Here is a 17,619-nt window from a genome sequence, read left to right as displayed (position 1 = left end):
AGTCGGAGGCGGCGACCCCGGGCGGTGATCCGTCGTGGATCAGTCGCGCAGGGTCGCCCCGAATCGCTCGCCGGCACGTCGGACGGCGCCGTCACGGGCCTCGGAGGCCTCGGCAGCGGTCAGCGTGCGGTCCGTGGCACGGAAGCGCAGGGCGAACGTCAGGGACTTCTGTCCCTCGTCCATGCCCGTGCCCCGGTAGTCGTCCACGAGGCGAGCATACTCCAGCAGGTCTCCTGCGCCAGCGCGGACCTCGGCCAGCACGTCACCGGCCGGTACCGCCGCGTCCACGACGAGCGAGAGGTCCTGCGTGGCCGCCGGGTACGACACGATGGCCGCGACCTCGACGACGTCAGGAGCAGCCGCGACGAGGGCGTCGAGGTCGAGCTCGACGACCGCGACCACACGGGGCAGGTCGGCGTCCGCCGCGCGCTCCGGGAGCAGCTCGCCCGCGACGCCGACGACGGTGTCCCCGACGAGCAGCGACGCGGCACGGCCCGGGTGCAGCGACGGGTGGCTGGTCTGCGCCACCGTGAGCTCGACACCGACCGCCCAGGCGACCGTGCGGGCGACGTCGAGGGCGTCGGCGACGCCGAACGGCTCGGGCGCCGTGCCGGGCTGCTTGACGACCGCGTTGCCCACGAGCAGCGCGCTCACGTGGAAGGGCTGGGCCGGCAGGGCGGCGTCCAGCGCGCGGAGGGTCTCGTTCGTCGGACGGGCTGCCCCGACCGGGACGTCGGTCGTGCCGAGCACGAGGTCCGCCGTCGGGAGGAAGACCCGCGACGTCTCGTACACGGCGACGTCGACGAGCCCGCGGGAGACGTTGCGCCGCGCGACGTCGACGAGCGCCGGGACACCGCTCCGGCGGAGGCGGTCCTGGGCGCTGTCGAGCGCGTTCGCGAGGACGACGCTCGGGCCGCCGTCGGCGTCGATGCCCGGGTAGGCCGCTGCCGTGGCGGCGGAGACGAACGGCGCGGTGACGACCTCGGTGAGCCCGGCTGCCGCGAGTCCGGCGGAGACCCGACGTCGCGCCTGCTGGTGCGGCGTCAGTCCTCGTCCGGGCGGGGCGACGGGGAGCACGCTCGGGATGCGGTCGTACCCGACGACGCGGGCGATCTCCTCGACGAGGGAGACGTCGTCCACCAGGTCGGGTCGCCACGTGGGCGGCGTGACGGCGAGCAGGTCCCCGTCGACGTCGACCGTGCAGCCGACCGCACGGAGCGTGTCGAGGACCTCGGCGTCGGTGTACGCGACGCCGATCAGCTCGGCCGCGCGACCGAGTCGCATCGAGACCGTCGGACGCGGTGCGTCGTCGACGAGCGTCGAACCGAGCTGGTCCGGGGTCCCACCGGCGAGGTCGACGAGGAGCTCGACCGCACGGTTCGCGGCGGCTTCGGCCACGAGGGGGTCGACGCCGCGCTCGAAGCGACGGGACGCCTCGCTCGGGAGCTTGTGCCGGCGGGCGGTGCGGGCGATCGAGACCTGGTCGAAGCCGGCGGCCTCGACGAGCACGTCCGTGGTCGCCGCGGTGATCTCGGTGCGGGCGCCGCCCATCACGCCGGCGAGGCCGACCGCGCCGGCGTCGTCGGCGATCACGAGGTCCTCGGCGTCGAGCGCGCGCTCGACGCCGTCGAGGGTCGTCAGGCGCTCCCCCGCGGTGGCGCGACGGACCGTCAGGCCGCCCTGCACCGTCGACAGGTCGTACCCGTGCAGCGGCTGGCCGAGCTCGAGCATCACGTAGTTCGTGACGTCGACCGGCAGCGAGATCGAGCGCACCCCGGCCAGGGTGAGGCGCGCGACCATCCACGCCGGCGTCGGCCGGGCGGCGTCGACGCCCCGCACGACCCGGGTCACGAAGGTGTGCGCACCGACACGGCCGCGGATCGGAGCGTCGTCGTCGACGGTGACGGAGAAGCCGTCGCCGGTGCGGGGCAGCACGCGGTCGACCGGGTCCGAGAAGGTGGCACCGGTGGCGTGGGCGTACTCACGGGCGACACCGCGCATGCTCAGCGCGTACCCGCGGTCCGGCGTCACGTTGATCTCGACGGCGGCGTCGTCGAGCCCGAGGAGCGCGATCGCGTCCGCCCCGACCGCGGGGTCCATGCCGAGGTCGGCGAAGCGGAGGATGCCGTCGTGCTCGTCGCCGAGTCCGAGCTCACGCGCCGAGGCGATCATGCCGTCCGACACGTGGCCGTACGTCTTGCGCGCGGCGATCGGGAACGGGCCGGGGAGCACGGCGCCGGGCAGCGACACCACGACGAGGTCGCCGACGTCGAAGTTGTGGGCACCGCAGACGATGCCGCGGGGCTCGGGCTCGCCGACGTCCACCTGGCACCAGTTGATCGTCTTGCCGTTCTTCTGCGGCTCGGGCACGCGCTCGAGGACCCGACCGACCACGACGGGTCCGGTCAGGTCGACGGTGTGCACGGCTTCTTCCTCGAACCCGACCGACACCAGGGCGGCGTGGACGTGCTCGAGGGAGACGTCGTCGGGCAGGTCGACGGACTCGCCGAGCCAGCGGAGTGGGACGCGCATCAGACCACCGTTCCGAACTGCTGCGAGAAGCGGAGGTCGCCCTCGAGGAAGTCACGCATGTCGTTCAGGCCGTTGCGGAACTGCAGCGTCCGCTCGATGCCCATGCCGAAGGCGAAGCCCTGGTACTCGTCGGGGTCGATGCCGGCGGCGCGCAGGACGTTCGGGTTGACCATGCCGCAGCCACCCCACTCGACCCAGCGCGCACCGCCCTTGGCGTTCGGCTGCCAGACGTCCATCTCGGCACTCGGCTCGGTGAACGGGAAGTAGTTCGGGCGCAGGCGGATCTGCGCCTCGGCGCCGAACACCTGCCGGGCGAAGTGCTCGAGCGTGCCCCGGAGGTGCGCCATCGTCAGGCCCTTGTCGATCGCGATGCCCTCGACCTGGGTGAAGACCGGCAGGTGCGTGGCGTCGAGTTCGTCGGCGCGGTACACGCGTCCGGGGGCGATCACGTAGAGCGGGAGCTCGCGGGAGAGCAGGGAGCGCACCTGCACGGGCGAGGTGTGCGTGCGCATCAGCAGGTGCCGGTCGACGGGCTCGACGAAGACGGTGTCCGCCATGGCCCGGGCCGGGTGGTCCTGGTCGAAGTTCAGCGCGTCGAAGTTGAACCACTCGTGCTCGAGCTCGGGACCCTCGGCGACCTCCCACCCCATGCCGACGAAGATGTCCGCCACGGTCTCGTTGAGGAGCGACAGCGGGTGCCGCGAACCCGGGGTCCGACGGGACGGCAGGGCGGTGACGTCCACCCGCTCGGCGTCGAGTCGCGCACGCTCTTCACGCTCGGCCAGCACGGACTCCTGGGCGGCGATCGCCTGGTTGACCTGCCCGCGGGCCTGACCGACGAGCTTGCCCGCCGCGGCCTTCTGCTCCGGCGGGACGCTGCGCATCGACGCGTTCATCCGCGCGAGCGTGGACTGCTCGCCGGTGTGCTTGGCACGGGCCTGCTTCAGCTCCGCGACGGTCGTCGTGGCGCGGACGGCGGCGAGGGCCGCGGCGACCGCGTCGGCGACTGCCGGTTCGCTGATCTCGAGAGGTTCTGACACGAGAGCCAAGCCTACCGGCCCGTGGGATACCGCCGTCCTGCACCGGTCGGACGGTCACCCGACGGCCGTCGTCCGGCCGTCGTCGGGCCGCCGCTGCGTCGTCAGGCCCGCGCGGCCCCGCGTCGGCTCCGCTGGGCGAACGCGCTCTCGTACAGGCAGACCGAGGCGGCCGTGGCGAGGTTCATCGACTCCGCGCGGCCGTAGATCGGGACCTTGACGGCACGGTCCACGAGCGCGAGGTCCTCGCTGGTGAGCCCGCGGGCCTCGTTCCCGAAGACCCAGACGGTCGGCCCGTCGAGCATCCCGTCGGCACGCACGTCCGGCAGGTCGTCGCCCGAGACGTCGGCGGCCAGGATCGTGTACCCGAGGCCGCGCGCCCGCTCGACCGTGTCGGCGAGCGTCACCCCGACCGACACCGGAACGTGGAAGAGCGACCCGGTGGTCGAGCGGACCACCTTCGGGTTGTACGGGTCGACGCTGCGTCCGGTCAGGACCACGGCGTCCGCGCCCGCGGAGTCGGCGGCCCGGATGATGGTGCCGGCGTTGCCGGGGTCCCGGACCTCCTCGAGGATCGCGACCAGCCCGGGCAGCTCGCCCGACGTGTCGGCGTCGACCCGCGCCTCCGGGCCGGCCTCGGGGAAGACGTCCTTGACCGACGTCGGGAACTGCTGGCACACCGCGACGACGCCCTGTGGGGTCACGGTGTCCGCCATCGCGTCGAGCACCTGCTCCGTCACGAACCACGTGTCGACGGGCGCGTCGTCGAGGCCGTGGCGGGCCGCCGCCGTCGGCGTGACGTAGAGCTCACGGAGGAGCTCGGGGCGGTACTCGATCGCCTCGCGCACCGCCTGCGGCCCCTCGAGCAGGAACAGCCCGGTCTCGGCGCGGACGTCCTTCTTGGCCAGGGCGGCCACGGCCTTGACACGGCCGGCACGGGGGTTCTCGAGGAGATCGCTCACGTGCTCAGTCTAGGAACGTCCGTCCGGGGCCACGACCGGGTCGCGGCGGACGCGCTGCCGCCGCCCCCTGGGAACGACGGAACCCCCACTCCGTCTGGAGCGGGGGTTCCGGTGCACGGTGACGTGGCTCAGGCTGCCTTCGGCGCCGAGGTGTCGGCCGGCAGGGCCTTCTTGGCGGTCTCGACGAGCGCGGCGAACGTCTCGGCGTTGTTGACCGCGAGGTCGGCGAGGATGCGACGGTCGACCTCGACGCCGGCCAGGTTGAGCCCCTGGATCAGGCGGTTGTAGGTCAGGCCGTTCGCACGGGACGCAGCGTTGATGCGCTGGATCCAGAGGCGACGGAACTCGCCCTTCTTCGCGTGACGGTCGCGGTACGCGTAGACGAGGGAGTGGGTGACCTGCTCCTTCGCCTTGCGGTACAGGCGCGAACGCTGGCCGCGGTAGCCCTCGGCGCGCTCGAGGATGACGCGGCGCTTCTTGGCGGCGTTGACCGCTCTCTTCACTCTTGCCATTGGTCTGTTCCTTTACGTTCCGGGCCGGCTCAGTGGCCGAGGAGCTTCTTGACGTTCTTGGCGTCGGCCTTCGAGAGGACCTGGTCCTCGTTGAGGCGGGCCTTGCGCTTGGCAGACTTGACCTCGAGGTTGTGACGCATACCGGCCTGCTGCTTCATGATCTTGCCGCTGCCGGTGACCTTGAAGCGCTTCTTCGACCCGGAGTGGGTCTTCTGCTTGGGCATCGTGGTGCCTTTCCGTGGGGTGGATGGGGGGCCGCGTCGAGCGCGGGATCGGCCTGGGAGGACCTACTCGGCCGACGAGTCGGCGGGAGCTGCTGCGGCGGGCGTGGTGTCGCCCTCCGACTTGGTCTTCGCGGAGTGCTCGGTGGCCTTCCGCTCGGCCTTCTCTGCGGCACGCTTGGCGTTCTGCTCGCCCTTGACGTCCGACTTGTTCTTGAGGGGCGCGATGATCATCGTCATGTTGCGGCCGTCCTGGGTGGGACGGGACTCCACGACGCCGAACTCGGCGATCTCCTCGGCGAACTTCTGGAGGAGCCGGACACCCTGCTCGGGACGCGACTGCTCGCGACCGCGGAAGAGGATCATCGCCTTCACCTTGTCGCCACCGAGGAGGAACCCCTCGGCGCGCTTGCGCTTCGTCTCGTAGTCGTGCACGTCGATCTTCAGGCGGAACCGCACTTCCTTCAGGTCGGTGTTGACCTGGTTGCGGCGGGCTTCCTTGGCCTTCTGAGCGGCTTCGTACTTGAACTTGCCGTAGTCCATGATCTTGGCGACGGGCGGCTTCGAGTTCGGCGCGACCTCGACCAGATCCAGCTCGGCTTCCTGCGCGAGGCGCAGTGCGACGGCGATGGGGACAACGCCGACCTGCTCGCCCTGGGGACCGACGAGTCGGACCTCGGGGACGCGGATTCGGTCGTTGGTACGGGGATCGGTGATGCGGAGCTCCTTCAATCAGGTGGTGGCCGTCCGGGGCGTGTGCCCGGGACGACGGCACGAGAGAGGAGATCTGACGCACGGATCGGGACCCGTTCGGCAGCCGCCCGACGCCGACCCTTGCGGTCCGGCCGACCAGCACCCACGTGGTGGGCTCCGGCGGAGCGGTGGTGACCCGGTAGCCTTGGTGCAGCCACGGGTGGGAGGAACTCCTCTTTCGTGACACCGTCCTGACCCCCGGAAGCTTCCGGGCGCGCGGACAGTGTCTGCCGTCGGCGAGTCTAGCAGAGGAGCACCGTGACCGACACCCCGAGCAACGCCACCCCCGGATCCGACGAGATCGGGCCCGACGGCGCGGACGACGCCGCCAGGGACATCTCCGAGGTCCCCGCGATCGAACTGGTCAACACCGTCGCCGTGCACCTGCTCAGCGCGGCCGCAGTCAAGGTCGGCCTGGCGGACGACCCGGAGCGGCAGACCGACCTGGACGAGGCGCGCAAGCTCATCACCTCGCTGGCCGGCCTGGTCACCGCCGCCGCCACCGAGATCGGCGACCAGCACGCCCGCCCGCTGCGCGACGGCCTGCGCTCGGTGCAGCTGGCCTTCCGCGAGGCGTCGGCGATCCCGGACGCGCCGGGCAAGGGTCCGGGCGAGAAGTACACCGGGCCGGTCACCTGATCGGTCCGGACTGACGGACGGGAGGCCTGTGGCGGTGTCGCCACGGGCCTCCCGTCCGTCGTGCGGTCACGCACCGCCCCGCGGGGCGGCTCCCCGGCCGCCGGTCGCGGCTCAGCCCGCGGCGCGCGCGACCAGCCGGTCCACCGCGGCGACCGGGATCCCGACCCACGTCGGTCGGTTCCGCGCCTCGTACACGACCTCGTACACGGCCTTGTCGAGCTCGAAGGCGTCGAGCAGCGCGCGGTGCGCCAGCAGGTCGGAGCCGCTCCCCCGGGCGTAGCCGTCCAGGAAGGCGTGGCGGGCCTGCTCGGACCAGTCCCCGGTGTCGACGGGCTCGTCCTCGTGGGCCAGGGCGCCGGCCACGTAGTCGAACGAGCGCAGCATGCCGGCGACGTCCCGCAGGGCCACGTCCGGGCGCGACCGCTCGGGCATCGGACGGAGGGGTTCGCCCTCGAAGTCGAGGAACACCCACCCGCGGGGCTCCGGCGCGGACAGGACCTGCCCGAGGTGCAGGTCGCCGTGGATGCGCTGCATGGTCGGCCACGGCACCGTCGCCGCGCGGTCGTAGACGCGGGCCACGGCGTCGGCGTGCTCCGCGACCTGCGGCACCTCGGCGGCGGCGGTGTCGAGTCGTCGCCGCATCGTCGCGATCGCCTCGTCGACCTGCTCCGGGCCGGCGGTCGCGGTGGGCATCGCACCGGCCAGGACCGTGTGCACCTCGGCGAGGGCGGCACCGAGGCGGTCGGCGTCGCTCGCGAAGGACGTGCCCGTCCGCGCGGCGGTGAGGGCCACGCGCCAGGCGTCCTCGAGCCCGGGCAGGAACTCCTGCGCGAAGGCGAGGTGTCCGGTTGCGGACCCACCGGGCTGCCCGGCGTCCGGCCACTCCCCGGACAGGGCGCCGAACGTGCGCGGGACCCGGACCGACCCGGCGGCCGAGAGCGCGCGCTGGGTGGTCACGTCGGGGTTGTCGCCGTGGTGCAGGACCCGGAACACCTTCGTGATGACCTGCCCGTTCTCGTCCGTGTCGCAGATCACCGACGTGTTCGACTGCTCGCCGCTCAGCACCCGGGCCGAGCGGACCGGGCCGACGTGCTCGCCGTCGGCCTCGATGCGGCCGAGCAGCCAGCGGGCGTAGGCGACGTCGTGCGGGGCGTCGTACACGGTGGCCCCGTCGACCTCGGCGACGAGCGCGTGAGCCAGGGACGGCTCGGGCGTCGCCCGGACCGTGAGCGGCACCTGGTAGAGCACGGGGCCGGTGGGGGCGTCGTCGAGGACGAAGAGCGTGCGGACGGTGACCTCGTCCGTCCGGGCGGTCCGCTCGGCGATGACGGTGGTGCGGGGGGTCCCGCCCTTGGCGGCGTACCAGCGTTGGTCGGCCATCCAACCGGCGACTGCTGTCTCGAGGGGGTCGGCGTGCACGGCGTCGGTCATGTCGGGGACGCTACCCGTCGCGGCTGCGCCGGGGTGCGGGTTCGTCGTCGTCCGGCCCGGCGCGGGGGCGAGCGGGGCCGGTCAGCCGCGGGCGGGGCGTGCGCGCCCGCGGCCGGTCACCGGCCGGTCACCGGCCGGTCACCGGCCGCCGATCGGCCCGTCACCGGCCGCCGATCGGCTGGTCACCGGCCGCTCACCCCGTGCACGTCGTGGTCGAGAACTCGTTCGAGCCCACCACGTCGTTGTCGCACGAGACGGTGTTCCCGAGCACCGGACGGAACGCGAACGCGACGCCGTCGCTGTTGCCCAGGTCGACCGTGTTGCCGGAGAACGTGTTGTCGGTCCCCCAGCCGGAGAGCAGCTCGTGCGTCTGGAACCCGTCGAGGATCGAGTTCGTGCCGCGGTTCCCCGTGATGCTCCAGCCGTTGCCCTTGACGTCGACCCACGAGTCCGCGTGGTTCTGCCCCTGCATACCGGCACCGTCGAAGGAGTTGTCCGAGAGCACGCCGCCGGTGGTGCCCTCCTTGATGTCGACGTTCTCGGCCGCGGTGTCCGCCACGGTGTTGCCCGTGACGACGTTGCGGTCGCTCCGGTCCGGCTGGCAGTCGGAGACCTTGCACCAGTTGTTCTTCGAGGAGCCGACGTAGATGCCCTCGCCGAACTTCGGCTTGCGCAGGCCGGTGTCGGAGACGCTGTTGCCCCGGACGGTGTTGTCGCTGCTGTTCGCCCGGAGGTGCACCGCCTCGTCGCCCGTCCGCCGGACCGTGAGCCCCTGCAGCACCGAGTGCTGGGTGTCGTCGAGCATCACGCCCTTCTGCCCGTTCTGCACCGTGAAGCCGGAGAGCGTCCAGTACGCGGCGCCGTCCAGGTGGAGCACGTAGCCGTCGGAGGGGTCGCCGCCGTCGAGCACGGCCCCGCTCCCACCGCAGAGTGCGATCGGCTGGGCGGCCGTCCCGGTCGCGGTGCCCTCGAACGTGCCCTGGTAGGTGCCGTCGGCCAGGGCGATGACGTCGCCCGCCCGCGCACGGTCGAGTGCCTTCGTGAGCGCGTCGGCGGTGCCCACGCGGACGGTGGGCGTCCCGCACGAGGCGGCGGGACCGGCGGCGGGGGTGCGGCCGCTCGTCCCGCTCGTCGCGCTGCCCGGGCCGGGCGTCGCGTCCGGGTCGGCACCGTTCGCGGCGCCGTCCCCGTCGAGGGGGCCGAGCTCGGGCGTGCGGCTCGGTGTCGGGGCGCCCTGGGCGTCGGCCGGGGCGGACGCCGTCGAGGTCGGCGGAGCGGCGACGGTGTCCGGCCCGGTGACGGCGGCGCTGACACCCCAGATCCCGCCGACGAGCACGGCACCCACCACGAGGCCGACGGCGCCCGAGACGAGCTGGACACGGTGTCGTCGGAAGCGGTCCGGCATCCGGGTCACCGTGCCGGCGCCGCGAGGGCGGGGTCGGAGCCGTCGGCCCTGGTGGTGTCGGCCTCCTCGGACCGGGCGGCGTGGGCGGCGCGGCGGCCGGCGTCCGGCTCCCCCGTCGGCTGCTCGGGTGCCGTGGTCTGCGCCGCGGTCGGTGCCGAGATCGGCGACGCGGGCAGCCCCAGTGTGGTCGGGTCCACGACCCCGGCGGTGAACGAGGACAGCGGCGCCTGCCCGGCGTACGGGTGCTCGCGCTGCTCACCGCGACGGCCACGGATCACGCCGCCGATCGCCGCGGCGAGCACGACGAGCAGCAGGATCAGCCACAGCACCGTCAGCGGCTGGAAGATCCCGCGCAGGGTGACGAGGAGCGGCTTCGTGGACTGCCACCCGGTGGTGGTGTTGCCGCGCTGGACGGCCTGGTCGGCACGCGCCAGGTCGATGGCGCTCGGCCCCTTGCCCGCGACCGAGTTGCCGGTGACGGTCGTGCCCTTCGACGGTCCGACCACGGTGACGCCGTGGGTGCGGGCGCCGGAGATCTCGTTGCCGTCCACGTCGGCGTCGGAGCCACGGCTGTAGATGCCGATGTCCGCGCCGGCGATCGTGTTGTCGCTGACCTCCGACGAGCGCACGCCGTCCAGGACCGCGATGCCGTTCTGGATGGACCCCTTGACGACGTTGTTGCGGATCGTGGTCTTCACGGCCTCCTGCCCGACGACGATCCCCATCCGGTTGCCGTCCATGGTGGAGCCGCTGACCTTGACGTTCTCGCCGCCGAGGACCTCGACGCCGTAGCGGCCGTTGTCCGACGCGGTGCTGTCGGTCAGGGAGTTGTTGCCGTAGTCGCCGGTGGGCATGCCGACCGCGTTCGGGCCGTCGGCGAGCGCCCCGCCGTTCAGCGTGATGCCGTTGCGCCCGTTGCGGTTCGCGGTGACCTGGCTGAGGACGATGCCGGTGGAGGCGCGGGTCATCTTGATCCCGTCCACCCCGTTGTCGTGCGAGTCGACCGAGGACAGCGTGCTGTTCGTCACGTAGCGGTGCAGGACGAGTCCGTCGATGAGCGAGTGTTCGATGGTGGAGTCCGACATGACGATGCCGTCCGCGCTGGTGAGGAACAAACCGTACGCGTTGCCGTCGAACTCGGTGTGCTGGATCTTCGCGGACACGAAGCTGTACGCGCCCGCGGCCGTGCTCTCGCCGGGGGTGGTGCCGTCGACCGCGCCGGTCGGCAGCAGGGTGCTGCCGAAGACGTCCTTCGTCGTGCGCAGGGTCTTCGCGGCCTGGGTGCCGGACGCCGCGTCGAGCGTGGAGAGGTCCGTGCCGGTGAGCGAGACGCCCCCGGTGGTGCCGCTCCAGAACCCGAGGTCGCGGAAGGCCGCGTAGCTCAGGGTGGCGGTGCCGCCCTGCACGCGGACGTAGGAACGCCCGTCGGTGGTGTCGGTGTCGACCTTGCCGGCCTGCGGGTCCCACGAGTCGATGACGACCGGGGCCTTGGCGGAACCGGCGATCTGGAGCGCCCCGGCCTGCGTGACGATCGACACGAAGCCGCGGTCGTCGCTCTGCAGGTGGATGTGCAGGCCGTCCGGGCTGGTGAGCCGCAGGGTCGCGCCGTTCTCGACGACGATGTTCTCGCTGAGCAGGTACGACCCGTCGGGCTGCTTGACGAACGTCGAGGGTGCGAGTCGCTTGAGGTCGTCGACGGTGTACGCCGAGCCGCGGGCGACGAGGACGAGCGTGTAGGAGCTGCCCGTCGCGAGTCGGTACGGCTTCGTCGTGACGAGTCCGCTCCACCGCGCGGCGGACGCGAGGGCCCGCACGTTGTAGATCCGCTCGTTCTCGGCGGCGACGAGCTTCGCCTCCTTGTTCGGGCTGCCCGGGTAGGCGTCGCCCGTGACGACGGTGGACCCGTCGGCGGCCCGGGAGCTGCCCGGGGTCGCCGCGTCGGCGGCCGTCGGGACGGTGAGGGCTGCGGCGCCGGCGAGCGCGAGGGCGAGCACGGCGCTCGTCGCGAGCCGGCCGGTGCGGGTGCCGCGGCGCGCGGCGGACGCGGGGGTGGGTCCGGTGCTCATGCTGCGGCGACCTCTCCGGCCTGGAGGCCCGGTGCGGGGACCGGGACACGTCCGGCTCCGGACGTGGTGGCGGCCGGGGCGACGGTCGTCGGCGCGGCCGGTGCGGGTGCCGCCGTGGTGGCGAACCCCGGTGCGGGGACGGTCAGCGGCGGGGCGACCGGTGCGGACTGCCCGGTCCCGTGGGTGGTCGGACGCTCGAGGGTCGCGGCGGTCTGGCCGTCGCCGCCCATCTGGTCGGCGTGCCGGGTGAGCCACCCCTGCTTGTTCATGGTGATGAACGAGAAGACCTTGATCGGCAGCGCGATGACGATGACCACGAGGGCGAGCACCGGCAGCACGAAGATGTCGAGCGGGTGGCGGCGGAGGTTCGAGAACCCACGGACGGCACGGCCGGCGAGCAGCCAGGCGATGGTGAACGCGGCGCCGATGACGCTGAGCTCGAGGCGGCTGAACAGCAGGTACCACATGGTGATGCCCATGGTCACCGGGGTGAGGATGATCTGCAGCACGGTGATCTTCGTCACGAAGGGCACGCGCCAGATCCAGCCCTTGGCGATGGCCGTCAGGTAGGTGCGGTACGAGTTGCGGCTCCAGCGGATGCGCTGCTTGAAGAACGCCTTGCCCGTGGCCGGGAACATCGAGAGGGCCTTCGCGCTCTCCTGGTGCACGGTCTTGAACCCCGAGGCGAGCACGAGCCACGTGAGGCGGCCGTCGTCACCGGCCACGCAGCGGCGACCGAGGAAGAACTCGTTCTCGAGGTTGTCCAGGACCGGCAGCACGGCCGAGCGGCGGTACGCGGCGGTGCGGCCGGACAGGCACGGGACGGCACCGGCGGCACCCATGGCGGGGACGTAGTTGAAGTACCGGAGGTTGACGAGCCAGTCGGCGATGATCCGCCAGATGCTCGAGTTGCGCTGGTACACGTTCTGCTGCGTGCCGACGCCGCCGACGGTGGTGTCGACGAACGGCATCTGCACGTTCTCGAGCAGGCCGGGCTCCCAGCTGGTGTCCGAGTCGACGAGGACGACGACGTCGTAGCGGGCGAGCCGGATGCCCTGCCCGAGGGCACTGCGCTTGCCGGCGTGGTGGAACAGGACCGGCTTCACGGTCGGGTCCCCGACGGCGACGATGCGGCGGTACGCCTCGGTGTCGGCGACGTCGAGCACGATGATGATCTCGTCGGGGTGCTGCGACCGCCACGAGTCGAGGCAGCGGAGCAGGATGTCGGGGTCCTCGTGGTAGCTCGGCACGACGACGGAGGTCGTGGTGCGGAAGCCGTTGCGGACCGGCTTCGCCCGCGCCGACAGCACGACGCGGTAGAGCCACAGGGCCCACACGATCACACCGGCGATGCCGACGGGGACGTACTTGAGTGCCTCGTGGCCGAAGGCGACGAGCTGGTCGATGACGACCTGGGTCGATGACTGGGATGCGGCGAGCGCGGCCAGGGTGTCCATGGGTTCGGGTCCTTCGGACTGGCGTGGGTGGGAGATCCGGGGTGCGCGGTGGTCAGCCGGGCGCAGACCGCCGGCGAGTGGGTGGCTCGCGGGGGCGGTCGAGACGACGTCGTCACCAGACGGTAGGTGGCCCCTGCGCGGACCGACAAGGGGATGCGGGGCACTCTTGCGCGTTCGCGCAAGCGGCTGCGGATGTGCGGTCCCCCGCGCCCGGTCCGCACCGGTGCGCGGCCCCGACGCCGGCGGGCACGTCGCCCGGCCCCGCTCGACCGGTCTCGCCCGGTTCTCTTTACATCGATGTACCTCGGCGGCCAGCATGGAGGGATGCACGCGCACCCCGGCACCGTCGCCGCCCCAGGTCTCCCGCTCGCCAGCCGCCAGGACGGGGAGTACCCGCGCCCCCAGATGATGCGGTCCCACTGGGCCGACCTCGACGGCACCTGGTCGTTCCGCAACACCGGCGACGACCCGGCCTGGCGCAACGGGTTCCCGGACGCCCGCGACATCCTCGTCCCGTTCCCGCCGGAGTCCGCCGCGTCCGGGATCGACGAGCCGGGGTTCCACCCGGTGGTCTGGTACGCGCGGGGCATCACGGCCGCCGACCTCGCCGCCGCCGGACACGACGAGGACCGCACGCGGCTGCTGCTCCACTTCGGCGCGGTCGACCACCGCGCCCGGGTCTGGGTCGACGGGCAGTTCATCGGCGAGCACGAGGGTGGGCACACGCCGTTCACGCTCGACGTCACCGAGGCGCTCACCGCCCCGGCGAGCGCCTCGGCGAGCGCCCCGGCGAGCGCCTCGGGCAACACCGATGCGGTCCACACGCTCGTCGTCCGCGCCGAGGACGACCCGCACGACCTCACCCAGCCCCGCGGCAAGCAGGACTGGCACGAGCAGGCGCACGACATCTGGTACCGCCGCACGACCGGGATCTGGCAGACCGTGTGGCTCGAGGCCGTTCCGGACCCCGCCGTCGCCGCACTGCGCTGGACGAACGTCGACCACGAGACCATGCGGCTGACCGTCCGGCTGGCGGGCGCCCACCCGGTCGGGACGCGCGTCCGCGTCGAGGCGCACTGGACCGAGCAGGACGAGCACCTCGCGACCGTCGAGGCCGTCGTCGGGCCGACCGCGCACGAGGTCGACGTCGTCGTCCCGATCGCCCGGCAGGCGAACGGCCAGGCCGAGCAGGAACTGCAGTGGAGCCCGGACGCACCGCACCTCGTCGACGCGGTCGTCACCCTGGTGGCCCCGGACGGGCACACCCTCGACGCCGTGAGCTCGTACTTCGGCATCCGCACCACGGCGATCGGCCACGGGCGCTTCCTGCTCAACGACCGCAGCACCGACGTGCGCAGCGTCCTGAACCAGGGCTACTGGCCCGAGTCGCACCTCACCGCCCCGACACGGCAGGCCCTGCGCCGCGAGGTGGAGCTCATCAAGGAGCTCGGATTCAACGCGGCGCGGAACCACCAGAAGATCGAGGACCCCCGCTTCCTGTACTGGGCGGACCGCCTCGGCCTGCTCGTCTGGGGTGAGGCGCCCGGCGCGTACGCGTTCTCGCCGACGGCCGTCCAGCGGCTCGTGCGGGAGTGGATGGACGCGGTGGAGCGGGACGCCTCGCACCCGTCGATCGTGACCTGGGTGCCCGCGAACGAGAGCTGGGGCGTGCAGCACATCGCGACGGACCCAGCGCAGCAGGCGTACGCCCGGGCGCTCGCGGACGTCACGCGCGCGCTCGACCCGACGCGGCCCGTCATCTCGAACGACGGCTGGGAGCACCCGGACTCCGACATCCTGTCCGTCCACGACTACGAGGGCGACGGGGAGCGCCTCGCCCGCACCTACGCCGACGACGAGGCCCGGACGCGCCTGCTCGCCGGGGTCGGCCCGGCGGACCGGCCGATCCTGGTCGGCGGCGCCGAGGACCGCGGGCAGCCGGTGATGCTCACGGAGTTCGGCGGGGTCAACCACCAGCCGGGTGCGCAGCGCGACGACGCTTGGGGCTACACGACCGCCGCGGACGGCGACGACTGGATCGCCCGGATCACGGCACTGTACGACGCGGTGCGGGCGAGCTCGTTCCTGGCGGGCAGCTGCTGGACCCAGCTCACCGACACGATGCAGGAGACGAACGGGCTGCTCAACGCGGACCGGACGCCGAAGGAGCCGATCGAGCGGATCCGCCGCGCCGTCCTCGGCCGCTGATCCCGGCCGCTGACCCCGGGAGGGGCGCCGCCGGGCCGGACCGCGGAACCGGACGGGAGGCCCGTGACCAGCTGGTCACGGGCCTCCCGTCCGGTGTCGGCCCCGTCGGGCCGGCCCTGCCGCTACTTCGCGAGGAAGCGCAGCACCGCCTGGTTCCACTCGTCGCGGTGCGAGGCGAGCACGCCGTGCGGGCCGCCCTCGATGACGTGCAGCTCCGCGTTCGGGATCGCCTCGGCGGTGCGCTTGCCGGAGACCTCGAAGGGCACGATGCCGTCGGCGTCGCCGTGGATGACGAGCGTCGGGACGTCGACCTTCGTCAGGTCGTCGCGGAAGTCCGTGGTCGCGAAGGCCGCGGTGCAGTCGAGCGTGCCCTTCGGCGACGCGAGCTCCGCGATCGCCAGGTCGTAGGCGCGCTGGTCGTCGCTCACGAGCGGCTTGTGGGTCAGCGAAACCTTGCCACCGGCGGTGTAGAACATGTCGACGAACTCGTGCAGGAACGCCGGGCGGTCACCCGTGATGCCGTTCGCGAACCAGTCGGCGAGGTCCTGGTCGACGCCGCCCTCCGGGTTCTCGTCCGACTTCCACAGGTACGGCGGCACGGCGCTGGCGAAGACGAGCTTGGCGACCTTGCCGGTGCCGTAGGTCGAGACGTAGCGGGCGAGCTCGCCGCCGCCCATCGAGAACCCGATGAGCGTCACGTTCGTCAGCCCGAGCTCGGTGATGAGCTTGTCGAGGTCCGCGGCGAAGGTGTCGTAGTCGTACCCGTTCCACGGCTGCGACGACTGGCCGAAGCCACGGCGGTCGTAGGCGATGACGCGGTGGCCGGCAGCGACGAGCGCCGGGACCTGGCCCTCCCACGAGCGGCCGGAGAGCGGCCAGCCGTGGATCAGCACGACCGGGTCGCCGGTGCCGAAGTCGTCGTAGTGCAGGTCGATGTCGTGGCCGTTTTCGGCGCCGACGGTGATGAACGGCATGGTGCCTCCGTGTGGTTGGTCTTCCAGGGAACGTCCGCGATGCAACGCGCAGCCGCTGGACGGCCGCTGGAGGTCGTGCGGCGAACGGACACGGCGCGCTCTGCCAGGATCGTGCGGGTGACGGACCAGGCGGAGACGACCCGCGCCTCCCGACCGGCCGCCCTGCGCCGGACGGTGACGGCCGTCCTGGAGGCGCGCTCCAGCAGGTGGACCACCCCCCTGCTCCTGTGGCTGGCCTCCCGCGTCGTCAGCACGGTGCTGCTCGTCACCGTCTACTGGCTCGCGACGGCGAACGGCTGGCACTTCGCCTCGGTGCGGCGCGACCCGTCCTTCGCCACCTTCTCCGGCTCGTGGGACGCGTCGTTCTACCGGACCATCGCCGAGCACGGGTACCCGACCGTCCTGCCGACGGACGGGGCCGGGCACGTCGTCCCGAACCCGTGGGCGTTCCTGCCGCTGTTCCCCGGCGTCGTGCGCGCCCTGATGACGGTGACCGGCGCATCGTTCTGGGTGGCCGGCATCGCGGTCGCCACCCTGTGCGGTGCGGGGGCCTGCGTCGTCCTGTACCGCCTCGTGCTCGCCGTGGCGGACGTGCGACGGGCGCGGTGGGCGACGGCGTTCTTCGCGTTCGGCGCCACCGGGTTCCTGCTGCAGGTCGCCTACGCCGAGAGCACGTTCCTGCTCCTGCTGTTCGGCGCCCTGCTCGCGCTCGTGCGGCGGCGGTACGGGCTCGTCGCGGTCCTCGGCGTCCTCGCGGCGTTCACCCGGCCCGGGGTGCTGGCACTCGCGGTCGCGCTCGCGGTGCACCTCGTCGTGCGGTGGGTCGCGGCGCGACGGGCGGGGGCGGCCGCGGCAGACGGCGGCGCCGGATCGTTCCCGTGGCGGGAGCGGCTGGCGGTCGTCCTCGCGGGGCTGGTCGTGGCGGCGGCCGGGCTGGCGTGGCCGTTCGTGGCGTCCGCCGTGACCGGGCACCCGGACGCCTACCTCGAGACGGAGCTGTCCTGGTGGGTCGGGTTCGTCGGGCGGCAGCACTTCGCACCGCTGACCCCGTGGTTCCTCATGGCGGGACGGTGGCTCGGTCCGGTGGGCATCGTGCTCGTGGTGGTCGTCCTCGCCGCCGCGGCGTGGTTCCTCCGCCGGCGGGACGTGCGGGCGCTCGGGCCGGAGGTCCCGGGCTTCGCGGTCGCCTACGTCGCCTACCTGGTCGCGGTGTTCCTGCCGCAGCAGAGCCTGCCGCGGCTGCTCATGCCCGTGGCGCCGCTGGGCGCGGCCGAGGCGTTCACGGCGACCCGGCGGCGTGCGGTCACGTGGCTCGTCGTCGGCGTGGGTCTGCAGGCGGTCGCGGTCGTGGTGCTCTGGTTCCTCGGGTACCCCTGAGGCCGCCTCGGGCGCTGGCGTCGCGGACGCTTGGGTGGCGCGCCT

General features: G+C 72.8%; 14 protein-coding genes. 3 read left to right on the top strand and 11 right to left on the bottom strand.

Annotated elements, in window-relative coordinates:
* Window positions 1–39 precede the first annotated feature (39 nt).
* From pheT to infC, 6 genes are all read right to left on the bottom strand, one after another.
* Window positions 40–2,532 (bottom strand): phenylalanine--tRNA ligase subunit beta, encoded by a 2,493-nt coding sequence (gene pheT, locus KM842_RS15715; protein ID WP_216259809.1) that lies wholly within the window; start codon window positions 2,530–2,532, stop codon window positions 40–42.
* The gene (gene pheS, locus KM842_RS15710) at window positions 2,532–3,572 is read right to left on the bottom strand and encodes a phenylalanine--tRNA ligase subunit alpha (protein WP_216259808.1); all 1,041 of its coding nucleotides are present in this window, start codon (window positions 3,570–3,572) and stop codon (window positions 2,532–2,534) included. Before pheS ends, pheT begins: the two co-directional genes overlap by 1 nt.
* Window positions 3,573–3,673: 101 nt before the next feature.
* Window positions 3,674–4,531 carry a TrmH family RNA methyltransferase gene (locus tag KM842_RS15705; RefSeq protein ID WP_216259806.1) on the bottom strand — a complete coding sequence of 286 codons (858 nt, stop codon included), beginning with the start codon at window positions 4,529–4,531 and terminating at the stop codon, window positions 3,674–3,676.
* 128 nt (window positions 4,532–4,659) lie between these two features.
* Complete coding sequence (rplT, locus tag KM842_RS15700; protein WP_110824044.1) at window positions 4,660–5,043, bottom strand: 50S ribosomal protein L20; 384 nt, start codon at window positions 5,041–5,043, stop codon at window positions 4,660–4,662.
* A 29-nt stretch (window positions 5,044–5,072) separates the two neighbouring features.
* Window positions 5,073–5,267 carry a 50S ribosomal protein L35 gene (gene rpmI / locus KM842_RS15695; RefSeq protein ID WP_065961871.1) on the bottom strand — a complete coding sequence of 65 codons (195 nt, stop codon included), beginning with the start codon at window positions 5,265–5,267 and terminating at the stop codon, window positions 5,073–5,075.
* 63 nt (window positions 5,268–5,330) lie between these two features.
* Window positions 5,331–5,996 (bottom strand): translation initiation factor IF-3, encoded by a 666-nt coding sequence (gene infC / locus KM842_RS15690; protein WP_216259805.1) that lies wholly within the window; start codon window positions 5,994–5,996, stop codon window positions 5,331–5,333.
* A gap of 279 nt (window positions 5,997–6,275) precedes the next feature.
* Between infC and KM842_RS15685 the strand changes: the two genes are divergently transcribed.
* The gene (locus tag KM842_RS15685) at window positions 6,276–6,656 is read left to right on the top strand and encodes a DUF1844 domain-containing protein (protein ID WP_437124535.1); all 381 of its coding nucleotides are present in this window, start codon (window positions 6,276–6,278) and stop codon (window positions 6,654–6,656) included.
* 111 nt (window positions 6,657–6,767) lie between these two features.
* Here the strand turns inward: KM842_RS15685 and KM842_RS15680 are convergent, their stop codons facing one another.
* The 4 genes from KM842_RS15680 to KM842_RS15665 all read right to left on the bottom strand — a co-directional run bounded on the left by KM842_RS15680 (window position 6,768) and on the right by KM842_RS15665 (window position 13,015).
* Complete coding sequence (locus KM842_RS15680; protein ID WP_216259804.1) at window positions 6,768–8,087, bottom strand: maltokinase N-terminal cap-like domain-containing protein; 1,320 nt, start codon at window positions 8,085–8,087, stop codon at window positions 6,768–6,770.
* A 193-nt stretch (window positions 8,088–8,280) separates the two neighbouring features.
* A complete protein-coding gene (locus KM842_RS15675) occupies window positions 8,281–9,492 on the bottom strand; it encodes a right-handed parallel beta-helix repeat-containing protein (protein WP_216259803.1) in 1,212 nt (403 codons plus the stop codon).
* A gap of 5 nt (window positions 9,493–9,497) precedes the next feature.
* Complete coding sequence (locus KM842_RS15670) at window positions 9,498–11,558, bottom strand: right-handed parallel beta-helix repeat-containing protein (protein WP_216259802.1); 2,061 nt, start codon at window positions 11,556–11,558, stop codon at window positions 9,498–9,500.
* The gene (locus KM842_RS15665) at window positions 11,555–13,015 is read right to left on the bottom strand and encodes a glycosyltransferase (RefSeq protein WP_216259801.1); all 1,461 of its coding nucleotides are present in this window, start codon (window positions 13,013–13,015) and stop codon (window positions 11,555–11,557) included. The genes KM842_RS15670 and KM842_RS15665 overlap by 4 nt, the downstream gene beginning before the upstream one ends.
* A 324-nt stretch (window positions 13,016–13,339) precedes the next feature.
* Between KM842_RS15665 and KM842_RS15660 the strand changes: the two genes are divergently transcribed.
* The gene (locus KM842_RS15660) at window positions 13,340–15,223 is read left to right on the top strand and encodes a glycoside hydrolase family 2 protein (protein ID WP_216259800.1); all 1,884 of its coding nucleotides are present in this window, start codon (window positions 13,340–13,342) and stop codon (window positions 15,221–15,223) included.
* A 122-nt stretch (window positions 15,224–15,345) separates the two neighbouring features.
* Here the strand turns inward: KM842_RS15660 and KM842_RS15655 are convergent, their stop codons facing one another.
* Window positions 15,346–16,197, bottom strand: a complete 852-nt coding sequence (locus KM842_RS15655) for an alpha/beta fold hydrolase (RefSeq protein WP_216259799.1) — start codon at window positions 16,195–16,197, stop codon at window positions 15,346–15,348.
* A gap of 117 nt (window positions 16,198–16,314) precedes the next feature.
* On the opposite strand from KM842_RS15655, the gene KM842_RS15650 reads away from it, so the two are divergent.
* Window positions 16,315–17,574 carry a putative hexosyltransferase gene (locus KM842_RS15650; protein ID WP_216259797.1) on the top strand — a complete coding sequence of 420 codons (1,260 nt, stop codon included), beginning with the start codon at window positions 16,315–16,317 and terminating at the stop codon, window positions 17,572–17,574.
* Window positions 17,575–17,619: the final 45 nt, after the last annotated feature.

The sequence above is a fragment of the Curtobacterium sp. L6-1 genome (assembly GCF_018885305.1).
Classification (GTDB): Bacteria; Actinomycetota; Actinomycetes; order Actinomycetales; family Microbacteriaceae; genus Curtobacterium; species Curtobacterium aetherium.
This window is presented reverse-complemented; position numbering and strand designations above follow the sequence as displayed.